This is a genomic window from Alloalcanivorax marinus, assembly GCF_016785095.1.
Classification (GTDB): Bacteria; Pseudomonadota; Gammaproteobacteria; order Pseudomonadales; family Alcanivoracaceae; genus Alloalcanivorax; species Alloalcanivorax marinus_A.
In genome coordinates this window covers 122,172-143,115 of sequence record NZ_JAEKJB010000008.1, presented here as the reverse complement: position 1 = coordinate 143,115, position 20,944 = coordinate 122,172, and the positions used below count along the sequence as shown (strand labels likewise).

Sequence of the window (20,944 nt, the reverse complement as noted above, 5' to 3'; positions counted from 1 at the left end):
TGCTCTCCATCGGGGCCGCGCCTCGTCATGGTCCCCCTTCCGGGAACGCCATGAATCGCGGCTGAAGCCGCTCCTGCGGCGGTCTTTATCGCAGTGACAAAAAAGGCGGCGGGGGTACTCCCTCGCCGCCTTTTTAGTGTGCGCCCTTTGCCTGGCGCTGTCCGGTCAGGGCTCGCCGGTTTCCAGGCGGCGGTTGATGCGCAGGGCCAGCAGGGTGCAGATCACGCCGGAGAGCAGGTAGACGCTGACGTAGGCAAGGCCGAATTTGGCCGATAGCCCCAGGGCCACCAGGGGCGCGAAGGCGGCGCCGAACAGCCAGGCGAAGTCGGAGGTGAGGGCGGCGCCGGTGTAGCGGAAGCGGCGTTCGAAGTTGGCGGTCACGGTGCCGGAGGCCTGGCCGTAGGACACGCCCAGCAGCGCGAAGCCGATCAGGATGAACAGGTCCTGCTGCAGCGGCGAGCCGTCCATCAGCATCGGCGTGAACAGGCTGAACACGCCAATCAGCACCGCCAGGGTGGCTACCGTGGTGCGTTTGCCGATGCGGTCGGCGATCCAGCCGGAGAACACCGTTCCGCCCATGCCGATCAGGGCGCCGACGATCTGGATCGCCAGCACGTTGCTGATCGCCTGGGTGTCGCCCAGGTTGATCCAGGACAACGGGAAGATGGTCACCATGTGGAACAATGCATAACTGGCGAGGGCGGCGAAGGAGCCGATGAAGATGTTGTAGCCCTGCTTGCGCAGCATTTCCCGGGTGCCCAGGGGCTCCAGTTCACGCTCTTCCAGGGCCTCGGTGTATTCGTGGGTCACCACCAGCCGCAGCCGGGCGAACAGGGCCACCACGTTGATGGCGAAGGCGACGAAGAACGGGTAGCGCCAGCCCCAGCCCAGGAAGTCGCTGCTGGCCAGGCTGGAGAACAGGAACAGGAACAGGGCGCTGGCCACCAGGAAGCCGATCGGCGCGCCAAGCTGGCCGAGCATGGCGTACCAGCTGCGCCGCTCGCGGGGGGCGTTCAGCGCCAGCAGTGAGGGCAGGCCATCCCAGGAGCCGCCCAGCGCCACGCCCTGCAGGATGCGGAACAGCGCCAGGAGCAGGATCGAGAAGCCGCCCAGGGTCTCGTAGCCGGGCAGGAAGGCGATGCCGGCGGTGGCGGTGCCGAGCAGGAACAGCGAGGTGGTGAGTTTGACGCTGCGGTCCCAGCGCCGCTGGATGTTCATGAACAGGGCGGTGCCGAAAGGGCGGGCGATGAACGCGAAGGAGAACACCACGAAGGAATAGAGCGTGCCGTCGAGCCGGTCGGCGAAGGGGAAGAACACCGACGGGAACACCAGCACCGAGGCGATGCCGTAGACGAAGAAGTCGAAGTATTCGGAGGTGCGGCCAACCACTACCCCCACGGCGATTTCGCCGGGCGCCACGCTGGCGCGGTCCGCGGCGGGCCCCCGGGGGGCGTCGGTCAGAGCTGGTTCGTAGGTGCTGGACATGATCCGGTCTCGCTGCGTGCTGGTTTATTGGAATATATTGAGAGTATGCTGGCCCCGGCGGCGAAGTAAATCCAGCCCCCGTACGGTGCACCGTATCATTATTGTCGCGCGTGCGAAGTCTCGCCTGAAACGCGCGCCGCCGCCATGGGACAAAATGTCCAATTCCCGCCGGCCTTCACGGCGGGTAGAGTGCGCCGCACCCTGGGCCACGTCTGTATGATCCGGCAATGCATCTATTCAAGTTTTTGCGTTTAATCCCCGTCCTGATCGCCGCCGCCCTGATGAGTGGCTGTGACCTGGTGTTGATGTCGCCGTCCGGCGATATCGCCGCCCAGCAGCGCGACCTGATTCTCTGGGCCACCTTCCTGATGTTGCTGGTGATCGTGCCGGTCATCATCCTCACCCTGGTGTTCGCCTTCCGTTACCGGGCGGGCAGGAACGCCACCTACAAGCCCGACTGGGACCATTCCACGGTTCTGGAACTGGTGATCTGGGGCGCGCCCCTGATGATCATCATCGCGCTGGGCGCCATGACCTGGGTGAGCACCCACAAGCTCGACCCCTACCGTCCGCTGGAGCGTATCGACGCCAACCGGCCGGTGCCGGAGGGCGTGGAGCCGCTGGTCATCGAGGTGGTGTCACTGGATTGGAAATGGCTGTTCTTCTATCCGGAACAGAACGTGGCGGTGGTCAACGAACTGGCCGCCCCGGTGGACCGGCCGATCCGCTTCAAGATCACCTCCGAAGGCGCCATGAACTCGTTCTTCATTCCGGCGCTGGCGGGGCAGATCTATTCCATGGCCGGCATGGAAACCAAGCTGCACGCGGTGATCAATGAGGTCGGCGTTTATGACGGTTTCTCCGCCAACTACAGCGGCGCCGGTTTCTCGGATATGCGCTTTAAGTTCCACGGCCTCAGCGATGAGGACTTCGATGCCTGGATCGCCAAGGTCAAGGCCAGCCCCAACGCGCTGACCCGCGACGTTTATCGCGAGCTCGAGCAACCCAGCCAGGCCAATCCGGTCACCTACTACGCCAGCGCGGACGAGACGCTCTACCACGACATTCTCAACCGCTGCCTGGAGTCCGGTGACGTCTGCATGGACGAAATGATGGCCTTCACGGAACTGGGCCTGACCATGTGCATCGCCGGTGATCCCCGTGATCGCGAAGCCGGTAGCGAGAAAGAGGTGCGCGAACTTCTGGATCTGACCATGGCCGGTGACAACGGCCGGTCCCTCAATCAGTAAACGCTTCCAGCGTCGGTATACGAAATGTCTGAATTGGATCTGACAAAGTTGATCTTCGGTCGCCTCACTCTGGAGTCGATCCCGTATCACGAGCCCATTCTGATCGTGACCTTCGTGATGGTGGCCCTCGGTGGCCTGGCCTTGCTGGGGTTCATCACCTACAAGAAGGCATGGGGCTATTTGTGGAGCGAGTGGTTCACCAGCATCGACCACAAGAAAATCGGCATCATGTACATGGTGCTGGCCATCGTCATGCTGCTGCGCGGCTTCTCCGATGCCATCCTGATGCGCATCCAGCAGGCCTGGGCGGTCGGTGACGCCGCCGGCTATTTGCCGCCGGACCACTACGACCAGATCTTCACCGCCCATGGCGTGATCATGATCTTCTTCGTCGCCATGCCGATGATCACCGGCATCATGAACTATGTGGTGCCGTTGCAGATCGGTGCCCGCGACGTGGCCTTCCCGTTCCTCAACAACTTCAGCTTCTGGATGACCACCAGCGGCGCGGTGCTGGTGATGGCGTCCCTGTTCGTGGGGGAATTCGCCAAGACCGGCTGGCTTGCCTATCCACCGGTGTCGGGCATCATAAAGAGCCCCGGCGTCGGCGTGGACTATTACATATGGTCGCTACAGCTGGCCGGGGTGGGCACCTTGCTATCGGGGGTCAACCTGCTGGTCACCATCGTCAAGATGCGGGCCCCGGGTATGTCGCTGATGCGCATGCCGGTGTTCTCCTGGACCGCCCTGTGCACCAACGTGCTGATCGTGGCCGCCTTCCCGGTGCTGACCGCCGTGCTCGCCATGCTCGCCCTGGATCGTTATCTCGGTACCGCCTTTTTTACCAGCGATCTGGGCGGCAACGTGATGATGTACATCAACCTGATCTGGATTTGGGGTCACCCGGAAGTGTACATCCTGGTGCTGCCCGCGTTCGGCGTGTTCTCCGAGATCGTCTCCACCTTCTCGCGCAAGCGCCTGTTCGGCTATGCCTCCATGGTTTACGCCACCGTGGTGATCACCGTGCTGTCCTACCTGGTATGGCTGCACCATTTCTTCACCATGGGCTCCGGGCCGACGGTGAACTCGTTCTTCGGCATCACCACCATGATCATCTCGATCCCCACCGGGGCGAAGGTGTTCAACTGGCTGTTCACCATGTATCGCGGTCGCATCGAGATGGAAGTGCCGATGCTGTGGACCCTGGGCTTCATCATCACCTTCGTGATCGGTGGCATGACCGGGGTGCTGCTGGCGGTGCCGCCGGCGGACTTCGTGTTGCACAACAGTCTGTTCCTGGTGGCGCATTTCCATAACGTGATCATTGGTGGTGTGCTGTTCGGCATGTTCGCCGGCATCACCTACTGGTATCCGAAGGCGTTCGGTTACAAGCTGGACCCGTTCTGGGGCAAGATGTCCTTCTGGTTCTGGACCATCGGTTTCTATTTCGCCTTCATGCCGCTCTACGTGCTCGGCCTGATGGGCGTGACCCGACGCATGAACCACTTCGACGATCCGTCCGTGCAGATCTGGTTCATCATCGCCGCCTTCGGGGCCTTCCTGATCGCCATCGGCATCGCCAGCTTCCTGATCCAACTGGTGGTCAGCTACCGTCGCCGCGACGAACTGCGCGACGAAACCGGCGACCCCTGGCACGGCCGCACCCTGGAGTGGTCCACCTCCTCGCCGCCGCCTTACTACAACTTTGCCTTCACGCCGCGCGTGCACGATATGGATGCCTGGTGGCAGATGAAGGAACACGGCTACAAGCGGCCCGAGGAAGGCTTCCTGCCGATCCACATGCCCAAGAACACCGGCGCCGGGATCATTCTGGCGGGCATCGCCACGGTGCTGGGCTTCGCGTTGATCTGGCACATGTGGCTGCTGGCGGGCATCAGCTTCCTGGCCCTGCTGGCGGTGGCCATCGGTCATACCTTCAACTATGACCGCGACTATCACATTCCGGCCGACGAAGTGGCCGGGATCGAGGCGAACCGTACACGGATGCTTGCGAACCATGTCTGAGACCACGCACGACACCCTGGCCGGTAACGCGGAGCGCGGCGAGCCGCTGCAGTTCCACGAGACCACCGAGCATCATCCGGAGACCGGCACTCTGCTGGGCTTCTGGATCTACCTGATGAGCGACTGTCTGATCTTCGCCAGTCTGTTCGCCACCTACGGCGTACTGGGGCGCAGCTACGCGGACGGTCCCACCGGCATGGAGCTGTTCGACCTGCCGCTGGTGGCGATGAACACCAGTCTGCTGCTGCTGTCGTCGATCACCTATGGCTTCGCCATGCTCAGAATGCAGGCCAATCACCTGCGCGGCACCATGGTCTGGCTGGCGATCACCGGCCTGCTCGGCGCCGGCTTCCTGGGCCTGGAGCTGTATGAGTTCAACCACCTGATCCACGAGGGCGCGGGCCCCTGGCGCAGCGGCTTCCTGAGCTCTTTCTTTGGCCTGGTCGGCACCCACGGTCTGCATGTGCTGTTCGGCATCGTGTGGCTGGTGACCCTGCTGTTCCAGCTCAAGAAGCATGGTCTGATTCCGGAGAACCAGCGCCGCCTGTTCTGCCTGTCCATGTTCTGGCATTTCCTGGACGTGGTCTGGATCGGCGTCTTCACCTTCGTATATCTGATGGGAGTGCTGCCATGAGTGGGTCCAACGATCATCACGGCGGGGACATGCCGCACAGCACCTTCAAGGGCTACATGACCGGTTTCGTGCTGTCGGTGATTCTCACCGCCATCCCGTTCTGGCTGGTGATGGCCGACGTGATCAAGGACACCGGCATGACCGCCCTGGTGATCCTCGGTTTCGCGGCGGTGCAGATTGTCGTGCACATGATTTATTTCCTGCACATGAACTTCCAGTCCGAGGGTGGCTGGAACATGCTGGCGCTGATCTTTACCTCGGTGATCGTCTTCATCGCCCTGGCCGGCTCGTTGTGGGTGATGTACCACCTCAACGTGAACATGATGCCCGGCTTGATGAAGGAGTATGGCTAACCACGGCCGCGGCGCTCCGGTGAGCGCCCGCCGCTGGGTGGCGAGGGGGGTTTGGGGCCTGTTGGCCCTGGGCGCCTTCGTCGGATTTCTGGCTCTGGGGCAGTGGCAGGTGGAGCGCCGCGCCTGGAAGCTGGATCTGATCCAGCGCGTTGATGAGCGGGTCCACGCGGACCCGCTGGCCGCGCCCCGGCCGATGGACTGGGACGGCGTCAACGAGGACCGCGACGAATACCGTCCGGTGCGCCTGCGCGGTACCTACCTGCACGACCGCGATACCCTGGTTCAGGCCGCCACCCGCCTGGGCAGCGGCTATTGGGTGATGACCCCTCTGCGCCGTGACGACGGTACCCTGGTGCTGATCAACCGGGGTTTCGTGGCCGGCCGCGACGCCGATTACGCGCGCCCGCAAGGGCCGGTCAACGTCACTGGTCTGCTGCGTCTCAGCCAGCCCGGTGGCGGCTTCCTGCGTGACAACGAGCCCGCCGCCGACCGCTGGTATTCCCGTGACGTGGCCGCCATCGCCGAGGCCCGAGGACTGGCGCCAGTGGCGCCCTACTTCGTGGACGTCACCGGCGACCCGGACGCCGCCCCCGAAGCCGGCCCGGTGCCGGGCCTCACGGTGATCGAGTTCCACAACAATCATCTGGTCTACGCCATTACCTGGTATATCCTCGCCCTGATGGTGGCCGCCGGCGCGCTCTATACCGCGCGTCAGGAGTTCCGGCCCGGGGACCAGGGAGACGACGACCATGAGCACACCGGCTCACACTGATCACGACGGCACCGGCCGCAAGAACATGCAGCAGTTGATCCAGCTGCGCTGGATCGCGGTGCTCGGCCAGATCGGCACCATCCTGGTGGCCCACCTGGTGTTCAAGGTGGCGCTGCCGATGCATTACATGCTGGCGGTGCTGGCCGGCCTGGTGGTTTTCAACGGCGTCAGCATGCTGCGCCTGAAGCTGGTGCGCCGGGATGTCAGCAATGGCGAGCTGTTCCTGGCATTGCTGGTGGACGTGGCCACCCTGACCTTGCAGCTGGGGCTCAGCGGCGGCGCCACCAATCCCTTTATTTTTCTTTATTTGCTGCAGGTGGTGCTGGCGGCGGTGTTGCTTGAGGCCTGGTCCACCTGGGCCATCGTGCTGATCACCGCGGCCTGTTTTGTCTCATTGGAATTCGCCGGACGCCCGCTCACCCTGCCGCCGGATTATGAGCGTGGTCCGTTCAGCCTCTACATTCAGGGCATGTTGATCTGCTTCGTGCTCAACGCCGTGCTGCTGGTGGTGTTCATCTCGCGCATTACCCGCAACCGCCGCGAGCGCGACGAGCGGCTGGCGGACCTGCGCCAGCGCGCCGCGGAGGAGGAGCACATCGTGCGCATGGGGCTGCTCGCCTCCGGCGCCGCCCATGAACTGGGCACCCCGCTGTCCACCCTGGCGGTGATCCTCGGTGACTGGAAGCATATGCCGGTGTTAAAGAACGACCCGGACCTGCGCCAGGAAATCGGCGAGATGCAGACCCAGGTACAGCGCTGCAAATCCATCGTCAGCGGTATTCTGCTGTCCGCCGGCGAGGCGCGCGGCGAGTCCTCCGAGGAAACCACGGTGCACGCCTTCCTCAACGACATCGTCGAGGAGTGGCGCGGCAGCCGGCCGGTGAATACCTTCTCGTTCCACGATCGTTTCGGCGAGGACGTGGACATTGTGTCCGATTCGGCCATCAAGCAGAGCCTTTATAATATGCTCGACAACGCCCTGGAGGCGGCCCGCGAGCGTGTCACCTTGACCGTGCGCCGTGACGGCGACGCCCTGGTGCTGGCGGTCAGCGACGACGGCCCCGGCTTCAGCGACGCCATGTTGACCCGCCTGGGACGACCCTATCAGTCCACCAAGGGGCGCCCGGGCAGCGGCCTGGGCCTGTTCCTGGTGGTCAACGTGGCGCGTACCCTGGGTGGTGGCGTGCGCGCCCACAACCGGCCCCAGGGCGGCGCCGAGGTGGTGCTGACCCTGCCGCTGGCGGCGATCATGCTGGAAGACGAGCAGGAAGGAGAACCCTGATGAGTGGCGATACCGGTCTCGCCGAGGATGCCCGGCGGTTGCTGATCGTCGAGGATGACGCCGCTCTGGCGCGCACCCTGGGCCGTTCCTTCGAGCGGCGCGGCTACGCGGTGCGGTCCCTGGAAGGCATGGACGGGCTGGCGGAAACCCTGGCCGACTACCGGCCCGGCTACGCGGTGGTGGACCTCAAGCTCAAGGGCGACGCCTCCGGCCTGACCTGCGTGCAGGCCCTCCACGACCATGACCCGGAGATGCTGATCGTGGTGCTCACCGGTTACGCCAGCATCGCCACCGCGGTGGAGGCGATTAAGCTGGGCGCCTGCCATTACCTGGCCAAGCCCTCCAACACCGATGACATCGAAGCCGCCTTCGAGCGCGCCGACGGCAGCACCGAGGTGGCGGTGGAAGGCCGGCCCACCTCCATCAAGACCCTGGAATGGGAGCGCATCCACCAGACCCTGGCGGAAACCGGCTTCAATATTTCCGAAACCGCCCGCCGCCTGGGCATGCACCGCCGCACCCTGGCCCGCAAGCTGGGCAAGCGCCAGATCAAATAATCCGCCGCCCCGTTTCCGGGGCGTTTGAAAGGTCACGGCATCAGGCGGGTGGGGGCGGTGTCGTCGACGCCCTGATAGCGCCAGTGCCTGTGCGGCTCGCTGGCCAGTTCCAGTACGTCCACCCGCTCCGCATCCAGCACCAGAATCGAAAAATTCCCGGCGATGCACGGCGCTGGCTCCGGCGGCGGTCCTTGATAAACACTGCCCGGCGGCGGGCCATGGAAACGCGCCCGGTCAGCGTCGCCGATCCGCTCCCACAGTCGCTGGCAGTCGTCCGGGTGGTCGCCGGGCAGCAGCAAGCGGATCGGGCCGCGAAAGCGCCACTGGACGCGGCTGGTGAGGTCGTACCAGCAGGCCTCGGCCCGGGGCGGGCCCTCGCTGGCGCGGCGCTGGCGGCGCAGTTCGGTGACCTTGTCGCTGCGTTGGTCGGTGGTGAACCACAGGCCGGTGCCATGGCGCTCGCGCAGGGTCAGGGTGCGGCAACGGGCGCCGTCGGCGGCCACGGTGGCGATCTGCATGAAACAATGGGGCGCGGCGGCCCGGGTGGCGTCGAACCAATCGGTCCAGGAATGCGGTTGTGTCATGGCGCTCAGTATGAGGGCGCCGGGGCCCCTTCGCCATTGGCATTTGGCCGTTTCGCGGGCTAGAATCCTGGCACTGTCGCTTTTGCCCAGGATGTTCGCGGTGATCCACCCCAGATCAAACAATCCGCTGCCTGCCTTCTCTCCCGCCCGCTGGCGATGGTGACGCTTGCCCTCGCGCGCCGCTCCCGGCGTGCCCGCCGATAACGGCGACCCTTTGTTTTCGTTACAATCCGACACCTGAATAAAAACCGGGGACCACCATGTCACCTAATCTGGACGATGCCGCCCGCCAGGGCTTTACCCGCGTACCCGTGGTACGTGAAGTGCTGGCGGATCTGGACACGCCGCTGTCCGCCTACCGCAAACTGGCCGCCGGCCCCTACAGCTACCTGTTCGAATCCGTGCAGGGCGGCGAGCGCTGGGGCCGCTATTCCATCATCGGGCTGCCGGCCCGGGAGGTGGTGCGTATCACCGGCACCCACATCGTGGTGGAAGGCGAGGGCGGCCGCGAGGCCTTCGAGCGCGACGATCCGATCGCCTGGATCGAGGAATACCGTCGGCGCTACCGCACCCCGGACGTGCCCGGTCTGCCCCGTTTCAATGGTGGCCTGGTGGGCTACTTCGGCTACGACAGCGTGCGCTACTTCGAGCCGCGCCTGGGGCCGGCCCCCGGCGAGGACGTGCTCGGCGTGCCGGATATCCTGCTGATGCGCTCCGAGGAAGTGGTGGTGTTCGACAACCTGCGCGGCAGCCTCTTCCTGGTGGTGCACGTGGACCCGGCGGAGGCCGGCGCCCTGGCCCGCGCCGAGGCGCGCCTGGAGGAACTGGAGCGCAAACTGCGCGCGCCCCTGCCGGAACCGGAGCACCGCGTCCACGGCGCGCCGGTGGACGAGAGCGATTTTGTCTCCGAGTTTCCCCGCGACCGGCACGCCGCGGCGGTGGAGAAAATCCGTGAGTACATCCTTGCCGGCGACGTCATGCAGGTGGTGCCGGCCCAGCGCATGAGCTGTGATTTTCCGGCCCCGGCCATCGATTTGTACCGGGCGCTGCGTTACCTGAATCCGTCGCCTTACATGTTCTACCTGGACCTGGAGGACTTCCACATCGCCGGCTCCTCGCCGGAGATCCTCACCCGGGTGGAGGACGACCAGGTCACGGTGCGGCCCATCGCCGGCACCCGCAAACGGGGTGCCACGCCGGAGCGGGACAAGGAGCTGGAGGAGGAGCTGCTCGCCGATCCCAAGGAGCGCGCCGAGCACCTGATGCTGATCGACCTGGGCCGCAATGACGTGGGCCGGGTGGCCGAGCCCGGCAAGGTACGGGTTACCGGCAACATGGAGATCGAGCGCTATTCCCACGTCATGCACATCGTTTCCAATGTGGAAGGCACGCTGCGCAAGGGGCTTGGTCCCCTGGAGGTGCTGGCCGCCACCTTCCCGGCGGGCACCCTGAGCGGTGCCCCCAAGATCCGCGCGATGGAAATCATCGATGAGCTGGAGCCCACCAAGCGCGGCGTCTACGGCGGCGCGGTGGGCTATATCGGCTTCAACGACGATATGGACATGGCCATCGCCATTCGCACCGCGGTGGTCAAGGATGGTCGGCTGTACGTGCAGGCCGGCGGCGGCATCGTCGCCGATTCGGTGCCCGACCTGGAATGGAAGGAAACCATGAACAAGGCGCGCGCCGTGTTCCGCGCGGTGAACATGGCCCTGGGCGGGCTCGACCTGGACGCCGCCCAACAGAATGGGGAGGGCAAATAATGCGCGTGCTGATGATCGACAACTACGACAGCTTCACCTACAACCTGGTGCAGTACCTGCAGGAATTGGGCGCCGAGGTGCTGGTGCACCGCAACGACCGCATCGACCTGGCCGGCATGGAAGCGCTCAATGCCGACCGGTTGATGATCTCCCCCGGCCCGTGTACACCCAATGAAGCGGGCATCTCGGTGGCGGCGATCAAGCATTTCGCCGGCAAGCTGCCGATTCTCGGGGTGTGTCTCGGCCATCAGGCGCTGGGGCAGGCGTTCGGGGGCAAGGTGGTGCGCGCGCGCACCGTGATGCACGGTAAGACCTCGCCGGTGTACCACACCGGCCAGGGCGTGTTCCGTGGTCTGCCGAGCCCCTACGTGGCGACCCGCTATCATTCGCTGGTGGTGGACAAAGCCACTCTGCCGGACTGCTTCGAAATCACCGCCTGGACCCGGGACGACGACGGCGGCATGGACGAGATCATGGGCATGCGCCACAGGGACCTGCCCCTGGAAGGGGTGCAGTACCATCCGGAATCGATTCTCACCGAGCACGGTCACGACCTGCTCAACAACTTCCTGAAGGGAGAGAGCGCATGAACATCAAGGAAGCCCTGGCCACCGTGGTGGATCACATCGACCTGACCATCGAGCAGATGCAGGACGTAATGCGCGAGATCATGACCGGTGGCGCCACCGATGCCCAGATCGGCGGCTTCCTGGTGGGGCTGCGCATGAAGAGCGAATCCCTGGATGAAATCACCGGTGCCGCCATGGTGATGCGTGAGCTGGTGACTCCGGTGGAGGTGGAAAACCGCCGCCATCTGGTGGACATCGTCGGCACCGGCGGTGACGGCGCCAACCTGTTCAATGTGTCCTCCGCCAGTGCGTTCGTGGCCGCCGCGGCCGGCTGCCGGGTGGCCAAGCACGGCGGTCGCTCGGTGAGTTCGCGCAGCGGGTCCGCGGATCTGCTCGAGGCCGCCGGTATCCGCCTCGACCTGAGCCCGGCGGAGATCGCGCGTTGCATCGACGGGGTCGGGGTCGGCTTCATGTTCGCTCCAGCCCACCACGGCGCCATGAAGTACGCCATCGGCCCGCGCAAGGAACTGGGCATGCGTACCCTGTTTAATATTCTCGGGCCGATGACCAACCCCGCCGGGGTACGGCGTCTGGTGGTGGGGGTGTTCTCCGACAAGTTGTGCCGGCCCATGGCCGAGGTGCTGGGTCGCCTGGGCGCCGAGCATGTGATGGTGGTGCATGGCCTGGACGGGCTTGATGAGATCAGCCTGGCCGCGCGCACCCAGGTGGCGGAATTCAAGAACGGCGCCGTGGAGACCTACACCCTGACGCCGGAAGACGTGGGCATGGAGTCCGATTCCCTGGTGGGCCTGGACGTCACCGACCCCCAGGCCTCGCTGGCGCTGATTCGCGACGCCTTCGGCAAGCGCAAGGGCGAGCACGCCGCCAAGGCCGCCGACATGATCGCCCTGAACGCCGGTGCCGCCATCTATGTGGCCGGGGTGACCCGCACCCTCGAGGAAGGGGTTCGGATGGCGGAGGATCTGGTCCACAATGGCGAGGCGGCGGAACGCATGCGCGAACTGGCGCAATTCACATTCGCCCTCAAAGAGGAGGTGTAGAGCGAACCATGAGTGAGAACATTCTGGACCGGATCATCGAGCGTAAACGCGCGGAAATCCACGCCGGTCAGCAGCACTACACGATTGGCGATTTCGAGGCCATGGCGAAGAATCAAGGCAAGGCCCGCGGGTTCGCCGCCGCCCTGTACCGCAGTGTCGCCGAGCGGCGACCGGCGGTGATCGCGGAGATCAAGAAGGCCTCGCCCAGCAAGGGCGTGATCCGCGAGGACTTCGACCCGGTGGACATCGCCCGGCGCTATGAGGAAGCCGGCGCCAGCGCGCTGTCGGTGCTCACCGACGAGGAGTTCTTCCAGGGCCATGAGGACTACCTGCGCGCCGCCCGCAACGCGGTGCGACTTCCGGTGCTGCGCAAGGATTTCATGATCGATCCGTGGCAGATCTTCCAGAGCCGCGCGATGGGCGCCGACGCCGTGTTGCTGATCGTCGCGGCGCTGTCCGACGCCCAGCTTGATGAGCTTTATCACGCCGCCCAGCGGACCGGTTGCGATGTGCTGGTGGAAGTGCATTCGGCGGAGGAACTGGAGCGGGCCATGAAGCTCAATATCGAGCTGGTGGGCATCAACAACCGGGATCTGCGCACCTTCGAGACGCGCCTGGATACCACGCTGGAACTGGCCGGCCAGGTACCCGGTGACCATCTGGTGATCACGGAAAGCGGTATCCATGGCCGCGATGACGTGCGTCTGATGCGCGATAATGGCATCAATGGCTTTCTGGTGGGCGAGGCCTTCATGAAAGCCGGTGACCCGGGGGCCGCGCTGAAGGCGCTGTTCTTCTGAGGCGAGAGGGCTGAAACGCCCGGCGGGAGCGGCCGCGATTCCTGGCCACCCCGGCGGCGTGATATCGCCGGGCCATCGTGGCTGAAACCGCTGCCGCGGCAGCCGGGTCGGTCGGGGTCAGCGGGTGCCGTACACCACCATGGTCTTGCCCTTGACGGAGACCAGGCCCTGTTCTTCCAGGTTCTTGAGCACCCGGCCCACCATCTCCCGGGAGCAGCCGACGATACGACCGATCTCCTGGCGGGTGACCTTGATCTGCATGCCGTCCGGGTGGGTCATGGCGTCGGGCTGCTTGCACAGATCCAGCAGCGTGCCGGCGACCCGGCCGGTGACGTCCAGGAACGCCAGATCGCCCACCTTGCGGGTGGTGGCGCGCAGGCGCCCGGCGATCTGGGCGGAGACCGCGAACAGGATATCGGCGTCCTCGCGGGTCAATTGGCGGAACTTGGCGTAGCTGACCTCGGCCACCTCGCACTCGGTTTTCGCCTTGACCCAGGCGGAACGGGACGGTTCCGCCTCGAACAGCCCCATCTCCCCGAAGAAATCCCCCGCGTTCAGGTAGGCCATGATCATTTCGCGACCATCGTCGTCCTCGATCATGACGGTCACCGAACCCTTGAGGATGTAATAAAGGGCGTCTGACTCATCACCCGCGTAGATGATGGTGCTTTTCGCCGGGTATTTTCGCCGATGGCAATTGGCGAGAAACCGATCCAGGTTTGGGATTATCTTATTTCCGTCGCTCATGGGCACTCTTTGCTTAATAAGGCGTTGCTGTCGCAGGCACGTTGCTGGGCCGGAAAAAAGTAGTAGCAACTTAAGCTAAGGGAGTTTGCCTTTTTTTCACGTGGCTGCCAAGGGACACGTCGCACAGTCTGCCGTATCCCGCCACGCCGCGCCACGCGCGGGCTATGGCGCCGCCCCCGGGTATGGTAGTCTGCGCGCCCATTGCGGGATGGTCCGATCAGGAGAACGCGAATGAAAGCGGTGGTTGAATGGCAGGGTGATGTCTGTTTCGAGGCCGAGTCCGGCACCGGGCACAGGATCCTCATGGATGGCCCGCCGGACCACGGTGGCCAGAACCGGGGCGCGCGCCCGATGGAGACCGTGCTCATGGGCCTGGGTGGCTGCTCCAGCTTCGACGTGGTACACATCCTGGGCAAGGCCCGCCAGGACGTGACCGCCTGCCGGTGCGAGCTGAGCGCGGAGCGCGCCGAGGACGAGATTCCCGCCGTGTTCACCAAAATTCACCTGCATTTCGTGATCGCCGGCCATAACCTCAAGGAAAATCACGTCAAGCGGGCGGTGGAATTGTCCGCGGAGAAATACTGCTCCGCCGCCATCATGCTCAGCCGTGGTGGCGTCGAGGTCACCCACAGCTATACCATTGAATCCTGATAACGCGGTAGCAACGGTCAGCGGGGAAACGCCGTGGTGAAAGATCCCAATCCCAAGATTTCGGTCCATGGTTTCAATAACCTGACCAAATCCCTGAGTTTCAACATTTTCGACATCGCTTACGCGAAGACCGAGCAACACCGCAAGGAGTACATCGAGTACATCGATGAGCTCTACAATGCCGAGCGGCTCACCGAGATCCTCACCAACGTGACCCGGATTATTGGCGCCAATATCCTTAATATCGCGCGCCAGGACTATGATCCGCAGGGGGCCAGCGTCACCATGCTGATCGCCGAGCACGAGACCCCGCCTTCCGGCGAGGACTGGGATGAGGAGGCGCCGGGGCCGCTGCCGGATTCCGTGGTGGCGCACCTCAACAAGAGCCACGTGACCGTGCACACCTACCCGGAATCGCACCCGGACAACGGCATTTCCACCTTCCGGGTGGACGTGGACGTGTCCACCTGCGGGGTGATTTCACCGCTGCGCGCGCTCAATTACCTGATCCACAGCTTCGATTCCGACATCGTCACCATCGACTACCGGGTGCGCGGCATGACCCGCGATCTGGATGGCACCAAGCACTACATCGATCACGACATCAACTCGATCCAGAACTTCCTCACCGAGGATACCCAGAACGCCTACCAGATGATCGATGTGAACGTGTACCAGGAGAACATCTTCCACACCAAGATGTTGCTCAAGGACTTCGACCTGAACAACTACCTGTTCGGCGCCGGCAGCGATGAATTCGATCAGCACGAATTGCGGGACATCCGCGAGCGGCTGCAGACCGAAATGCTGGAAATCTTCTACAGCCGTAATCTCTAGGAAAGACGGATAACTAGATCCTGTAGGTGGTGAAGGTCATCACCTTGCTCATCACCGTCATCGCGCCCCGGATCGGCGGCGGCAGCGGCGCCCCGCCGGCGTCGCTGGCGGTGACGGCGTGCTTGAGTTCATCGCTGCGCATCTGCGTGAGAATGGCCCGGCTGCGGCGATCGTGGGCGGGCAGGCGCTGCAGATGATCCTCCAGGTGGCGCACCACCTGATTCTCCGTTTCCGCCACGAACCCCAGGCTCCATCGGTCCCCGGCCAGCCCGGCGCCGGCGCCCAGGGCATAGCTCATGGCGTAGAAAATCGGGTTGAGGCGGCTGGGCACCCCGCCCAGCTCGCGGATGCGGTCCTCGCACCAGGCCAGGTGGTCTTCTTCCTCGCGGGCCGCCTCTTCCATGGCGTGACGCACATGGGGCAGGGTGGCGGTGCTCGCCTGGCCCTGGTACAGCCCCTGGGCGCACACTTCGCCGGTGTGGTTGATGCGCATCAGGCCGGTGACATGATGGCGCTCCGGCGCCGACAGCGGGCCCTCGTCACGGGCCTGGTCGAGGCCGGAGGGCTGGCGCCCGGCCCGCGCCGATCCCGGCGTCAGGGTGCGCATGGCGTGGTCCACCCGGCTCAGCAGGCGGTCCAGGGGGGAGAGCTGTCGCTCGGTCATGACGGTCTCCGCGGCAGTTGATGGGGGCATGCTAGCGCCAAAGGCTTGGGGGCGCCAGACGCCAGACGCCAGACGCCAGACGCCAGACGCCTGACGCCTGACGCTTAAACCCTGGCCGGAAAGGAAGGGCGTGTTTCCTGCTGGCGCCGGGCAGTAAACACCGCAATGCTTGCAGCCACGGGTTTGGCGTCCAGCGTCAAGCGTCCGGCGTCGGGCGTCCAGCGTCCGGAGCGCCGCTGGTAAAGCGCACCAGGGTGTCGCGCAGCACGCTCATTTCCACCGGCTTGGGGATGTGGGCGTTCATGCCCGAAGCCAGGCTGCGCTCCCGGTGCTCGCGCAGGATGTGCGCGGTGAGCGCCACGATCGGCACCGGCGGCAGACCATGCTGGCGCTCGTGATCGCGGATGCGCCGGGTCGCCTCGAAACCGTCCATTTCCGGCATTTCGCAATCCATCAGGATCAGGTCATAGGTGCGCTGGCAGGCCTTTTCCAGGGCTTCCTTGCCGTTGGCGGCCAGTTCCGGGTCGAGGCCCAGCTTGTTGAGCATGCCGCGAATCACCTTCTGGCTGAGCTTGTGATCCTCCACCACCAGCAGCCGTAAACCGGGAGCCGGTGTGGCCGGATGGCGGCCCTGGGGCGAGCGGTGCTTGAGCCCCAGTTCCTCGGCCAGTGCCTGCTTGAGGCGTGGCGCCGAGACCGGTTTGGCCAGCACCCGGTGAATACCGGCGTTGCGTGCTTCGGTGCCGTTGGGGGCGTTATTCACCCCGGTCAGCATGATCAAGGCGGTGGGGTGAGTGATCACCGGGTCCTCATGGATGCGTGCCGCCAGTTGCAGCCCGTTCATGCCCGGCATCAGATGGTCGAGCAGCACCACGTCGTAGGGCTCGTTGATGTTGGCCTGCGTACGCAGGGAGGCGAGCGCTTCCCGGGGATCGTGGCAGGCGGTGACGCGCATGCCCCAGCTCAGGGCCAGATGGCGGATCACCCGGGTGACCGTGGAGGAGTCGTCCACCACCAGCATGCTGCGGCCCTGCAGGATGCTGCCATCGGTGTCGGCGCTGTCCGGCGCCGGCTCCAGCGCCGGCAGCGGCAGCACGAACCAGTAGCCGGCGTCGCCGGGTTCGTCGCGCTCGCCATGGCGCCCGTCCATGGCTTCCACCAGTTGCTCGGCGATGGACAGGTTCAGGCCACTGCTGTCGCGGCGCGCGTCCTGGTCGCGCAGTCGGGTCAGCGTGCCCGGGCGCAGCGCCGTGCCGCTGAACTCAAAGCGCACCAGCCCGGCGCGCCCGGTGGGCTCCAGGGAGATATCGATGATCAGCTCGCCGGGCTGGGCGTGGCGGAGGAAGGCGCCGAGCAGATTGGTGAGCACCTGGCGCAGGCGGCCGGGGTCACCTTCCAGGCGCGCCGGTACGTTGGTGTGCACATGGGTGATCAGTTCCACCTGCTTTTCCTCGGCGCGCTCGCGGAACAGGTCCACCGCGTCCATCAGCAGGTCGTTGGTGTCCATGGCCTCCCGATTCAGATCGGCGCCCTGGTCGGAGAGCTGGGAGTACTCAAGCACGTCGTTGATGATCTTGAGCAGGTTGCCGCCGGCATTGCGAATGCCACTCACGCACTCCTTCTGGTTGGGAGTGAGCGGCGTATCGTCGAGGATCTCGGCCATGCCGAGAATGCCGCTTAGCGGCGTGCGCGCGTCATGGCCCATGCGCGCCAGGGTTTCCCGCCGGGTGGCGTCCACCGCCTCGGCCACCGCCCGGTCACGGCGCTGTGCCATGATCAGTCGTTGCCGGCGCAGGTATTGGATGCGCAGGCCCACCGCCTGGATGAAGGCGGCCAGATTGACCGCCACCATGACGCTGAGCACCAGGTCCAGGCCGCCGCCGGTGATCCCGAACAGGGTCAGGCAGGCGAGAATCAGCGGGCTGGCGATCACCAGGCTGGTGAAGAAATAGAGGCCGCCCAGGGGCGCCTCGCGATGCCAGGTCTGGTAAGCCAGTATCAGCATGGTGACGGCGGCCACCAGGGCCAGGCCAAAGGCCAGGGTCAGGCCGCGAACCGGTGACAACCAGGGGCCGATGACCAGGCCGGCCACCGCCAGCGCCGAGATCACCAGCAGCAGACGATGCAGCCAGGGAGCATAGCGGCGGCTGTCGACGAAGGTGCGGCCCACGCCACAGGCGCACAGGATCACCGCCATGATCGACACCAGCTTCAATTGCGGCAGCCAGGGGCCCCAGAACGGGCTGTCCGCCAGGTCGCCGGAGACGAACAGCAGCAGCGCCGCCATCGCCACCAGAAAGCCGGCGTGATAGCCGTGGCTGGGGCCGCCGCGCAGGGTCGCCACCAGGATGTTGTAGGCGGCCAGGGTGAGCATCATGCCGAGCAGTGCCCAGTACAGAATGAAGCCGGCGTCGCCGTCCAGGGCTGAAGCCAGAGTGCCCAGGCGGATGGAGTAGAGCAGGCCGCCACGGGGGTTGAGGCGCCAGTAGAACACCCGGGTCTCGCCGGCGGGGAGATCGACCAGATAGACCGGCGTGTGCTGCTGGAAGCGCTCGTTGGCGGAGGCGGGCCGGTAGCGGTCGCCGTCGGGCACGAACAGGGTGCTGTCGTGGTAGTCGCGCGGGCCCAGGATCAGGGCGAAACGGCGCTGGTCGCCCAGCTCGTTGCGCACCGCCACGCGAATCCACCAGGGGTGGTCGCTGAGCCCGAGCCGCTCCACGAAGCGGGCGGCGGGCTGGAAAGCGCCTTCGTGGTCACCGCCGGCCACCTGGTCCACGGTCAGGGTGCCGCCGGGGTCGGGCAGGTATTCCGAATAGATGGTGATCCGGGCCCGCTCCGGCAGGCTGCTGATCACATAGGGTGGCGGTGGCGCGGCGTGGCCCAGAGCGGCCAGCAACAGCAACACCGCGCCCAGCCAGAGGCGCGCCGCGCGGCGTGGCTCACCGCGACGCGGAGGCCTCGGCGTGGTCCTCGTTCTGAGTATCCCTGTTTTCATCGTCTCCCCGATCCAGCACCAGGGCGTCCAAGCCCGCTTCGGAGAGGATATAGGCTCCCAGCTCACTGCGTCGACCTTCCGCGCACAGGATGTACAGGAATTCCCGCTCCAGGCCTCGGGCACGCTGGCGCAGCTCATTGAGCGGCAGGTTGCGGGCGCCGGGAATGGTGTCGTGCCGGGACTCCATGGGCAGGCGTACGTCCACCAGCACCACGGCGCGTTCGCCCTCCAGCACCAGGGTGTCCAGGGCATCCTCGCTGATGCGGCGGATCACCGAGGCCTGCAGAATGGCCTGGAAATCGCTCTTGTCCAGGCACATCAGCTCGCCGTCGCTGGTCATGGTGACGGTGGCATTGCGTGGCTGATCGCTGATCAGGGCATCCTCGCCGAAGAAACGCCCGGCGCTGAGCGCGGCCAGGGTATGGGTGCCGGCGGGCGCGGCGCGGGTCACCATGGCCTTGCCGCGCTTGATCACATAGAACACCTCGCCGGGCTCGCCTTCCTCCACGATCACCTCGCCAAGCCCGACTTCGCGGGGGCGGAACTTGACGAACAAAGCGTGCAGCTTGGCGGGGGGCACCTGGGCGAACAGGCCGGAGGTGAGCAGGGCATCCATCCAGTTACGGTCGTCGGACTCGTCGTCGGGCAGCAGGTCCGGGGCCTGGGTCCAGGCCATCAGCAGGTCCAGCTTGTCCCGGTCGATGCCGTACAGGGTGGTGGCCTCGCGGGTGATGGCGTTGACCGTGTGGCGTGGATAGTTGTCCACCGCCAGGTAGTTTTCGTCGTCCTCGGCGGCGAACGGCCGCACCTGGTAACCGGCGTCGATCAGGTCCAGTTCGCCGTCGATCAGGAACCAGGCCTTGTCGGAGGCCTGGCCCCGCTTAAACAGCAGCCGTCCGGCGGGCAGGCGCTGCACCGTCACCTGGTCGCGGATCTCGGCCAGGTGCGAGGCGCTCAGGCCGTCGAACGGAATGAAATGGCTCAGCCGGGTCATATCGGCGTCGTCGCCGCCACTGGACGGGTGGCGGGTATCGGGCTCGGTGGCGCTCATGGAACTCCCCCTTTTGTTATCGCCGGCCGCCCCCCAGGACGACCGACCATCCACTGTAGGCGCTTTGCCGGCACGGCGCATCGACCGGGGGCGGTCAGTGTGATCCGGTGCGCGCTTACAGAAGCGCCAGCAGGGTCACGGCGCCGCCACTGAGCATCAGCAGCAGGAACACGAAGCGGCGCATGGCGCGCTCGCCCAGCGGCGGTGGGTAGCGGCGGCCGAGCCAGGCCGCCAGCGCCACCACCGGCAGGCTCATCAGGCCGGTGCGCAGCACGTCGCCGGTCAGGTCGCCGTGGGCGGCGACCACGGTGAGGCGGCCCAGGGAGGTGAGTGAGAACAGCGCCACCAGGGTCAGGCGCAGGGTGGCCGCCGGCACCGGCTGGCGGTAAAACTGGTAGACCACCGGCGGGCCGCCAATGCTGAACAGGCCGCCGAAGAAGCCGCCCAGGGCGCCGGCACCGATGAACGCCGGGGCCGAGGACAGGGTGTCACGCTGGTTGGGCCGGCGCGCCATCACCGCGCCGGCGGCGAAGATCAGGCCGCCCAGCAACAGGTGCAGCAGGTGCTCGGCGTTGCGGTCCAGGTAGCCCAGGGCGAGTACGCCCAGGGCCATGGCCGGCAGCCCGCCGGCCAGGCTCAGGGTAATCAGGCGCCAGTTCACCTGACGCAGACGCGGCAGCACCACCATCGAGCCGAGCAGCAGGTTCATGATGTTGAGCGCGGTGGCGGTGACCGGAATGGAGGCCACCTGGGTGAGGGTGACCACGGTGAGCACGAAGATACCCAGAGCGAAACCGGTGACCGTCTGGATATAGCAGCCGATCGCCACCGCCGCCAGGAACAGTGGGATCGATTCAGGCATGA

At 65.4% G+C, this 20,944-nt stretch carries 20 protein-coding genes; 13 read left to right on the top strand and 7 right to left on the bottom strand.

Annotated features, from left to right (window positions below; all coding sequences use genetic code 11):
- Positions 1–165 precede the first annotated feature (165 nt).
- Positions 166–1,485: an MFS transporter gene (locus tag JF515_RS07650; protein ID WP_203102726.1), complete on the bottom strand. Its 1,320-nt coding sequence runs from the start codon at positions 1,483–1,485 to the stop codon at positions 166–168.
- Between the two features lie 227 nt (positions 1,486–1,712).
- Between JF515_RS07650 and cyoA the strand changes: the two genes are divergently transcribed.
- The 7 genes from cyoA to JF515_RS07615 are packed head-to-tail and all read left to right on the top strand — an operon-like array spanning position 1,713 to position 8,358.
- The gene (cyoA, locus tag JF515_RS07645) at positions 1,713–2,735 is read left to right on the top strand and encodes a ubiquinol oxidase subunit II (protein WP_203102724.1); all 1,023 of its coding nucleotides are present in this window, start codon (positions 1,713–1,715) and stop codon (positions 2,733–2,735) included.
- Positions 2,736–2,759: 24 nt separating this feature from the next.
- Positions 2,760–4,760, top strand: coding sequence for a cytochrome o ubiquinol oxidase subunit I (gene cyoB, locus JF515_RS07640; protein ID WP_238400930.1), 2,001 nt, complete (start codon positions 2,760–2,762; stop codon positions 4,758–4,760).
- Positions 4,753–5,394, top strand: coding sequence for a cytochrome o ubiquinol oxidase subunit III (cyoC, locus tag JF515_RS07635; protein WP_203102723.1), 642 nt, complete (start codon positions 4,753–4,755; stop codon positions 5,392–5,394). The genes cyoB and cyoC overlap by 8 nt, the downstream gene beginning before the upstream one ends.
- Positions 5,391–5,747: a cytochrome o ubiquinol oxidase subunit IV gene (cyoD, locus tag JF515_RS07630; protein WP_203102721.1), complete on the top strand. Its 357-nt coding sequence runs from the start codon at positions 5,391–5,393 to the stop codon at positions 5,745–5,747. The genes cyoC and cyoD overlap by 4 nt, the downstream gene beginning before the upstream one ends.
- On the top strand, positions 5,740–6,519 hold the full coding sequence (locus JF515_RS07625; RefSeq protein WP_203102719.1) for an SURF1 family protein: 780 nt from the start codon (positions 5,740–5,742) through the stop codon (positions 6,517–6,519). The genes cyoD and JF515_RS07625 overlap by 8 nt, the downstream gene beginning before the upstream one ends.
- A complete protein-coding gene (locus JF515_RS07620; protein ID WP_203102717.1) occupies positions 6,497–7,801 on the top strand; it encodes an ATP-binding protein in 1,305 nt (434 codons plus the stop codon). Before JF515_RS07625 ends, JF515_RS07620 begins: the two co-directional genes overlap by 23 nt.
- Positions 7,801–8,358, top strand: coding sequence for a response regulator transcription factor (locus JF515_RS07615; protein ID WP_203102715.1), 558 nt, complete (start codon positions 7,801–7,803; stop codon positions 8,356–8,358). Before JF515_RS07620 ends, JF515_RS07615 begins: the two co-directional genes overlap by 1 nt.
- A 32-nt stretch (positions 8,359–8,390) precedes the next feature.
- Here the strand turns inward: JF515_RS07615 and JF515_RS07610 are convergent, their stop codons facing one another.
- Complete coding sequence (locus JF515_RS07610; RefSeq protein ID WP_203102713.1) at positions 8,391–8,942, bottom strand: pyridoxamine 5'-phosphate oxidase family protein; 552 nt, start codon at positions 8,940–8,942, stop codon at positions 8,391–8,393.
- Positions 8,943–9,202: 260 nt separating this feature from the next.
- On the opposite strand from JF515_RS07610, the gene trpE reads away from it, so the two are divergent.
- From trpE to trpC, 4 genes are read left to right on the top strand one after another with little or no spacing between them, the layout of a single operon-like run.
- On the top strand, positions 9,203–10,705 hold the full coding sequence (gene trpE / locus JF515_RS07605) for an anthranilate synthase component I (RefSeq protein WP_203102711.1): 1,503 nt from the start codon (positions 9,203–9,205) through the stop codon (positions 10,703–10,705).
- Entirely contained in the window at positions 10,705–11,295 is a 591-nt protein-coding gene (locus JF515_RS07600; RefSeq protein ID WP_238400929.1) for an anthranilate synthase component II, read from the top strand. The genes trpE and JF515_RS07600 overlap by 1 nt, the downstream gene beginning before the upstream one ends.
- Positions 11,292–12,335 carry an anthranilate phosphoribosyltransferase gene (gene trpD / locus JF515_RS07595; RefSeq protein ID WP_203102709.1) on the top strand — a complete coding sequence of 348 codons (1,044 nt, stop codon included), beginning with the start codon at positions 11,292–11,294 and terminating at the stop codon, positions 12,333–12,335. The genes JF515_RS07600 and trpD overlap by 4 nt, the downstream gene beginning before the upstream one ends.
- 8 nt (positions 12,336–12,343) lie before the next feature.
- Positions 12,344–13,135 carry an indole-3-glycerol phosphate synthase TrpC gene (gene trpC / locus JF515_RS07590; protein WP_203102707.1) on the top strand — a complete coding sequence of 264 codons (792 nt, stop codon included), beginning with the start codon at positions 12,344–12,346 and terminating at the stop codon, positions 13,133–13,135.
- A gap of 117 nt (positions 13,136–13,252) precedes the next feature.
- Here trpC and crp read toward each other — a convergent pair whose 3' ends face one another.
- Positions 13,253–13,882 (bottom strand): cAMP-activated global transcriptional regulator CRP, encoded by a 630-nt coding sequence (crp, locus tag JF515_RS07585; RefSeq protein ID WP_138772954.1) that lies wholly within the window; start codon positions 13,880–13,882, stop codon positions 13,253–13,255.
- A 231-nt stretch (positions 13,883–14,113) separates the two neighbouring features.
- On the opposite strand from crp, the gene JF515_RS07580 reads away from it, so the two are divergent.
- A complete protein-coding gene (locus tag JF515_RS07580) occupies positions 14,114–14,533 on the top strand; it encodes an OsmC family protein (protein WP_203102705.1) in 420 nt (139 codons plus the stop codon).
- A gap of 33 nt (positions 14,534–14,566) precedes the next feature.
- Positions 14,567–15,370 (top strand): adenosylmethionine decarboxylase, encoded by an 804-nt coding sequence (gene speD, locus JF515_RS07575; protein ID WP_410298089.1) that lies wholly within the window; start codon positions 14,567–14,569, stop codon positions 15,368–15,370.
- Positions 15,371–15,383: 13 nt separating this feature from the next.
- Here speD and coq7 read toward each other — a convergent pair whose 3' ends face one another.
- From coq7 to JF515_RS07555, 4 genes are all read right to left on the bottom strand, one after another.
- Entirely contained in the window at positions 15,384–16,034 is a 651-nt protein-coding gene (gene coq7, locus JF515_RS07570) for a 2-polyprenyl-3-methyl-6-methoxy-1,4-benzoquinone monooxygenase (protein ID WP_203102703.1), read from the bottom strand.
- A gap of 196 nt (positions 16,035–16,230) precedes the next feature.
- Entirely contained in the window at positions 16,231–19,029 is a 2,799-nt protein-coding gene (locus tag JF515_RS07565; RefSeq protein ID WP_203102695.1) for a hybrid sensor histidine kinase/response regulator, read from the bottom strand.
- On the bottom strand, positions 18,974–20,080 hold the full coding sequence (locus JF515_RS07560; RefSeq protein ID WP_238400928.1) for a cyclic nucleotide-binding domain-containing protein: 1,107 nt from the start codon (positions 20,078–20,080) through the stop codon (positions 18,974–18,976). The genes JF515_RS07565 and JF515_RS07560 overlap by 56 nt, the downstream gene beginning before the upstream one ends.
- Before the next feature lie 115 nt (positions 20,081–20,195).
- Positions 20,196–20,942 (bottom strand): TSUP family transporter, encoded by a 747-nt coding sequence (locus JF515_RS07555; RefSeq protein ID WP_203102693.1) that lies wholly within the window; start codon positions 20,940–20,942, stop codon positions 20,196–20,198.
- Between the last annotated feature and the right edge of the window lie 2 nt (positions 20,943–20,944).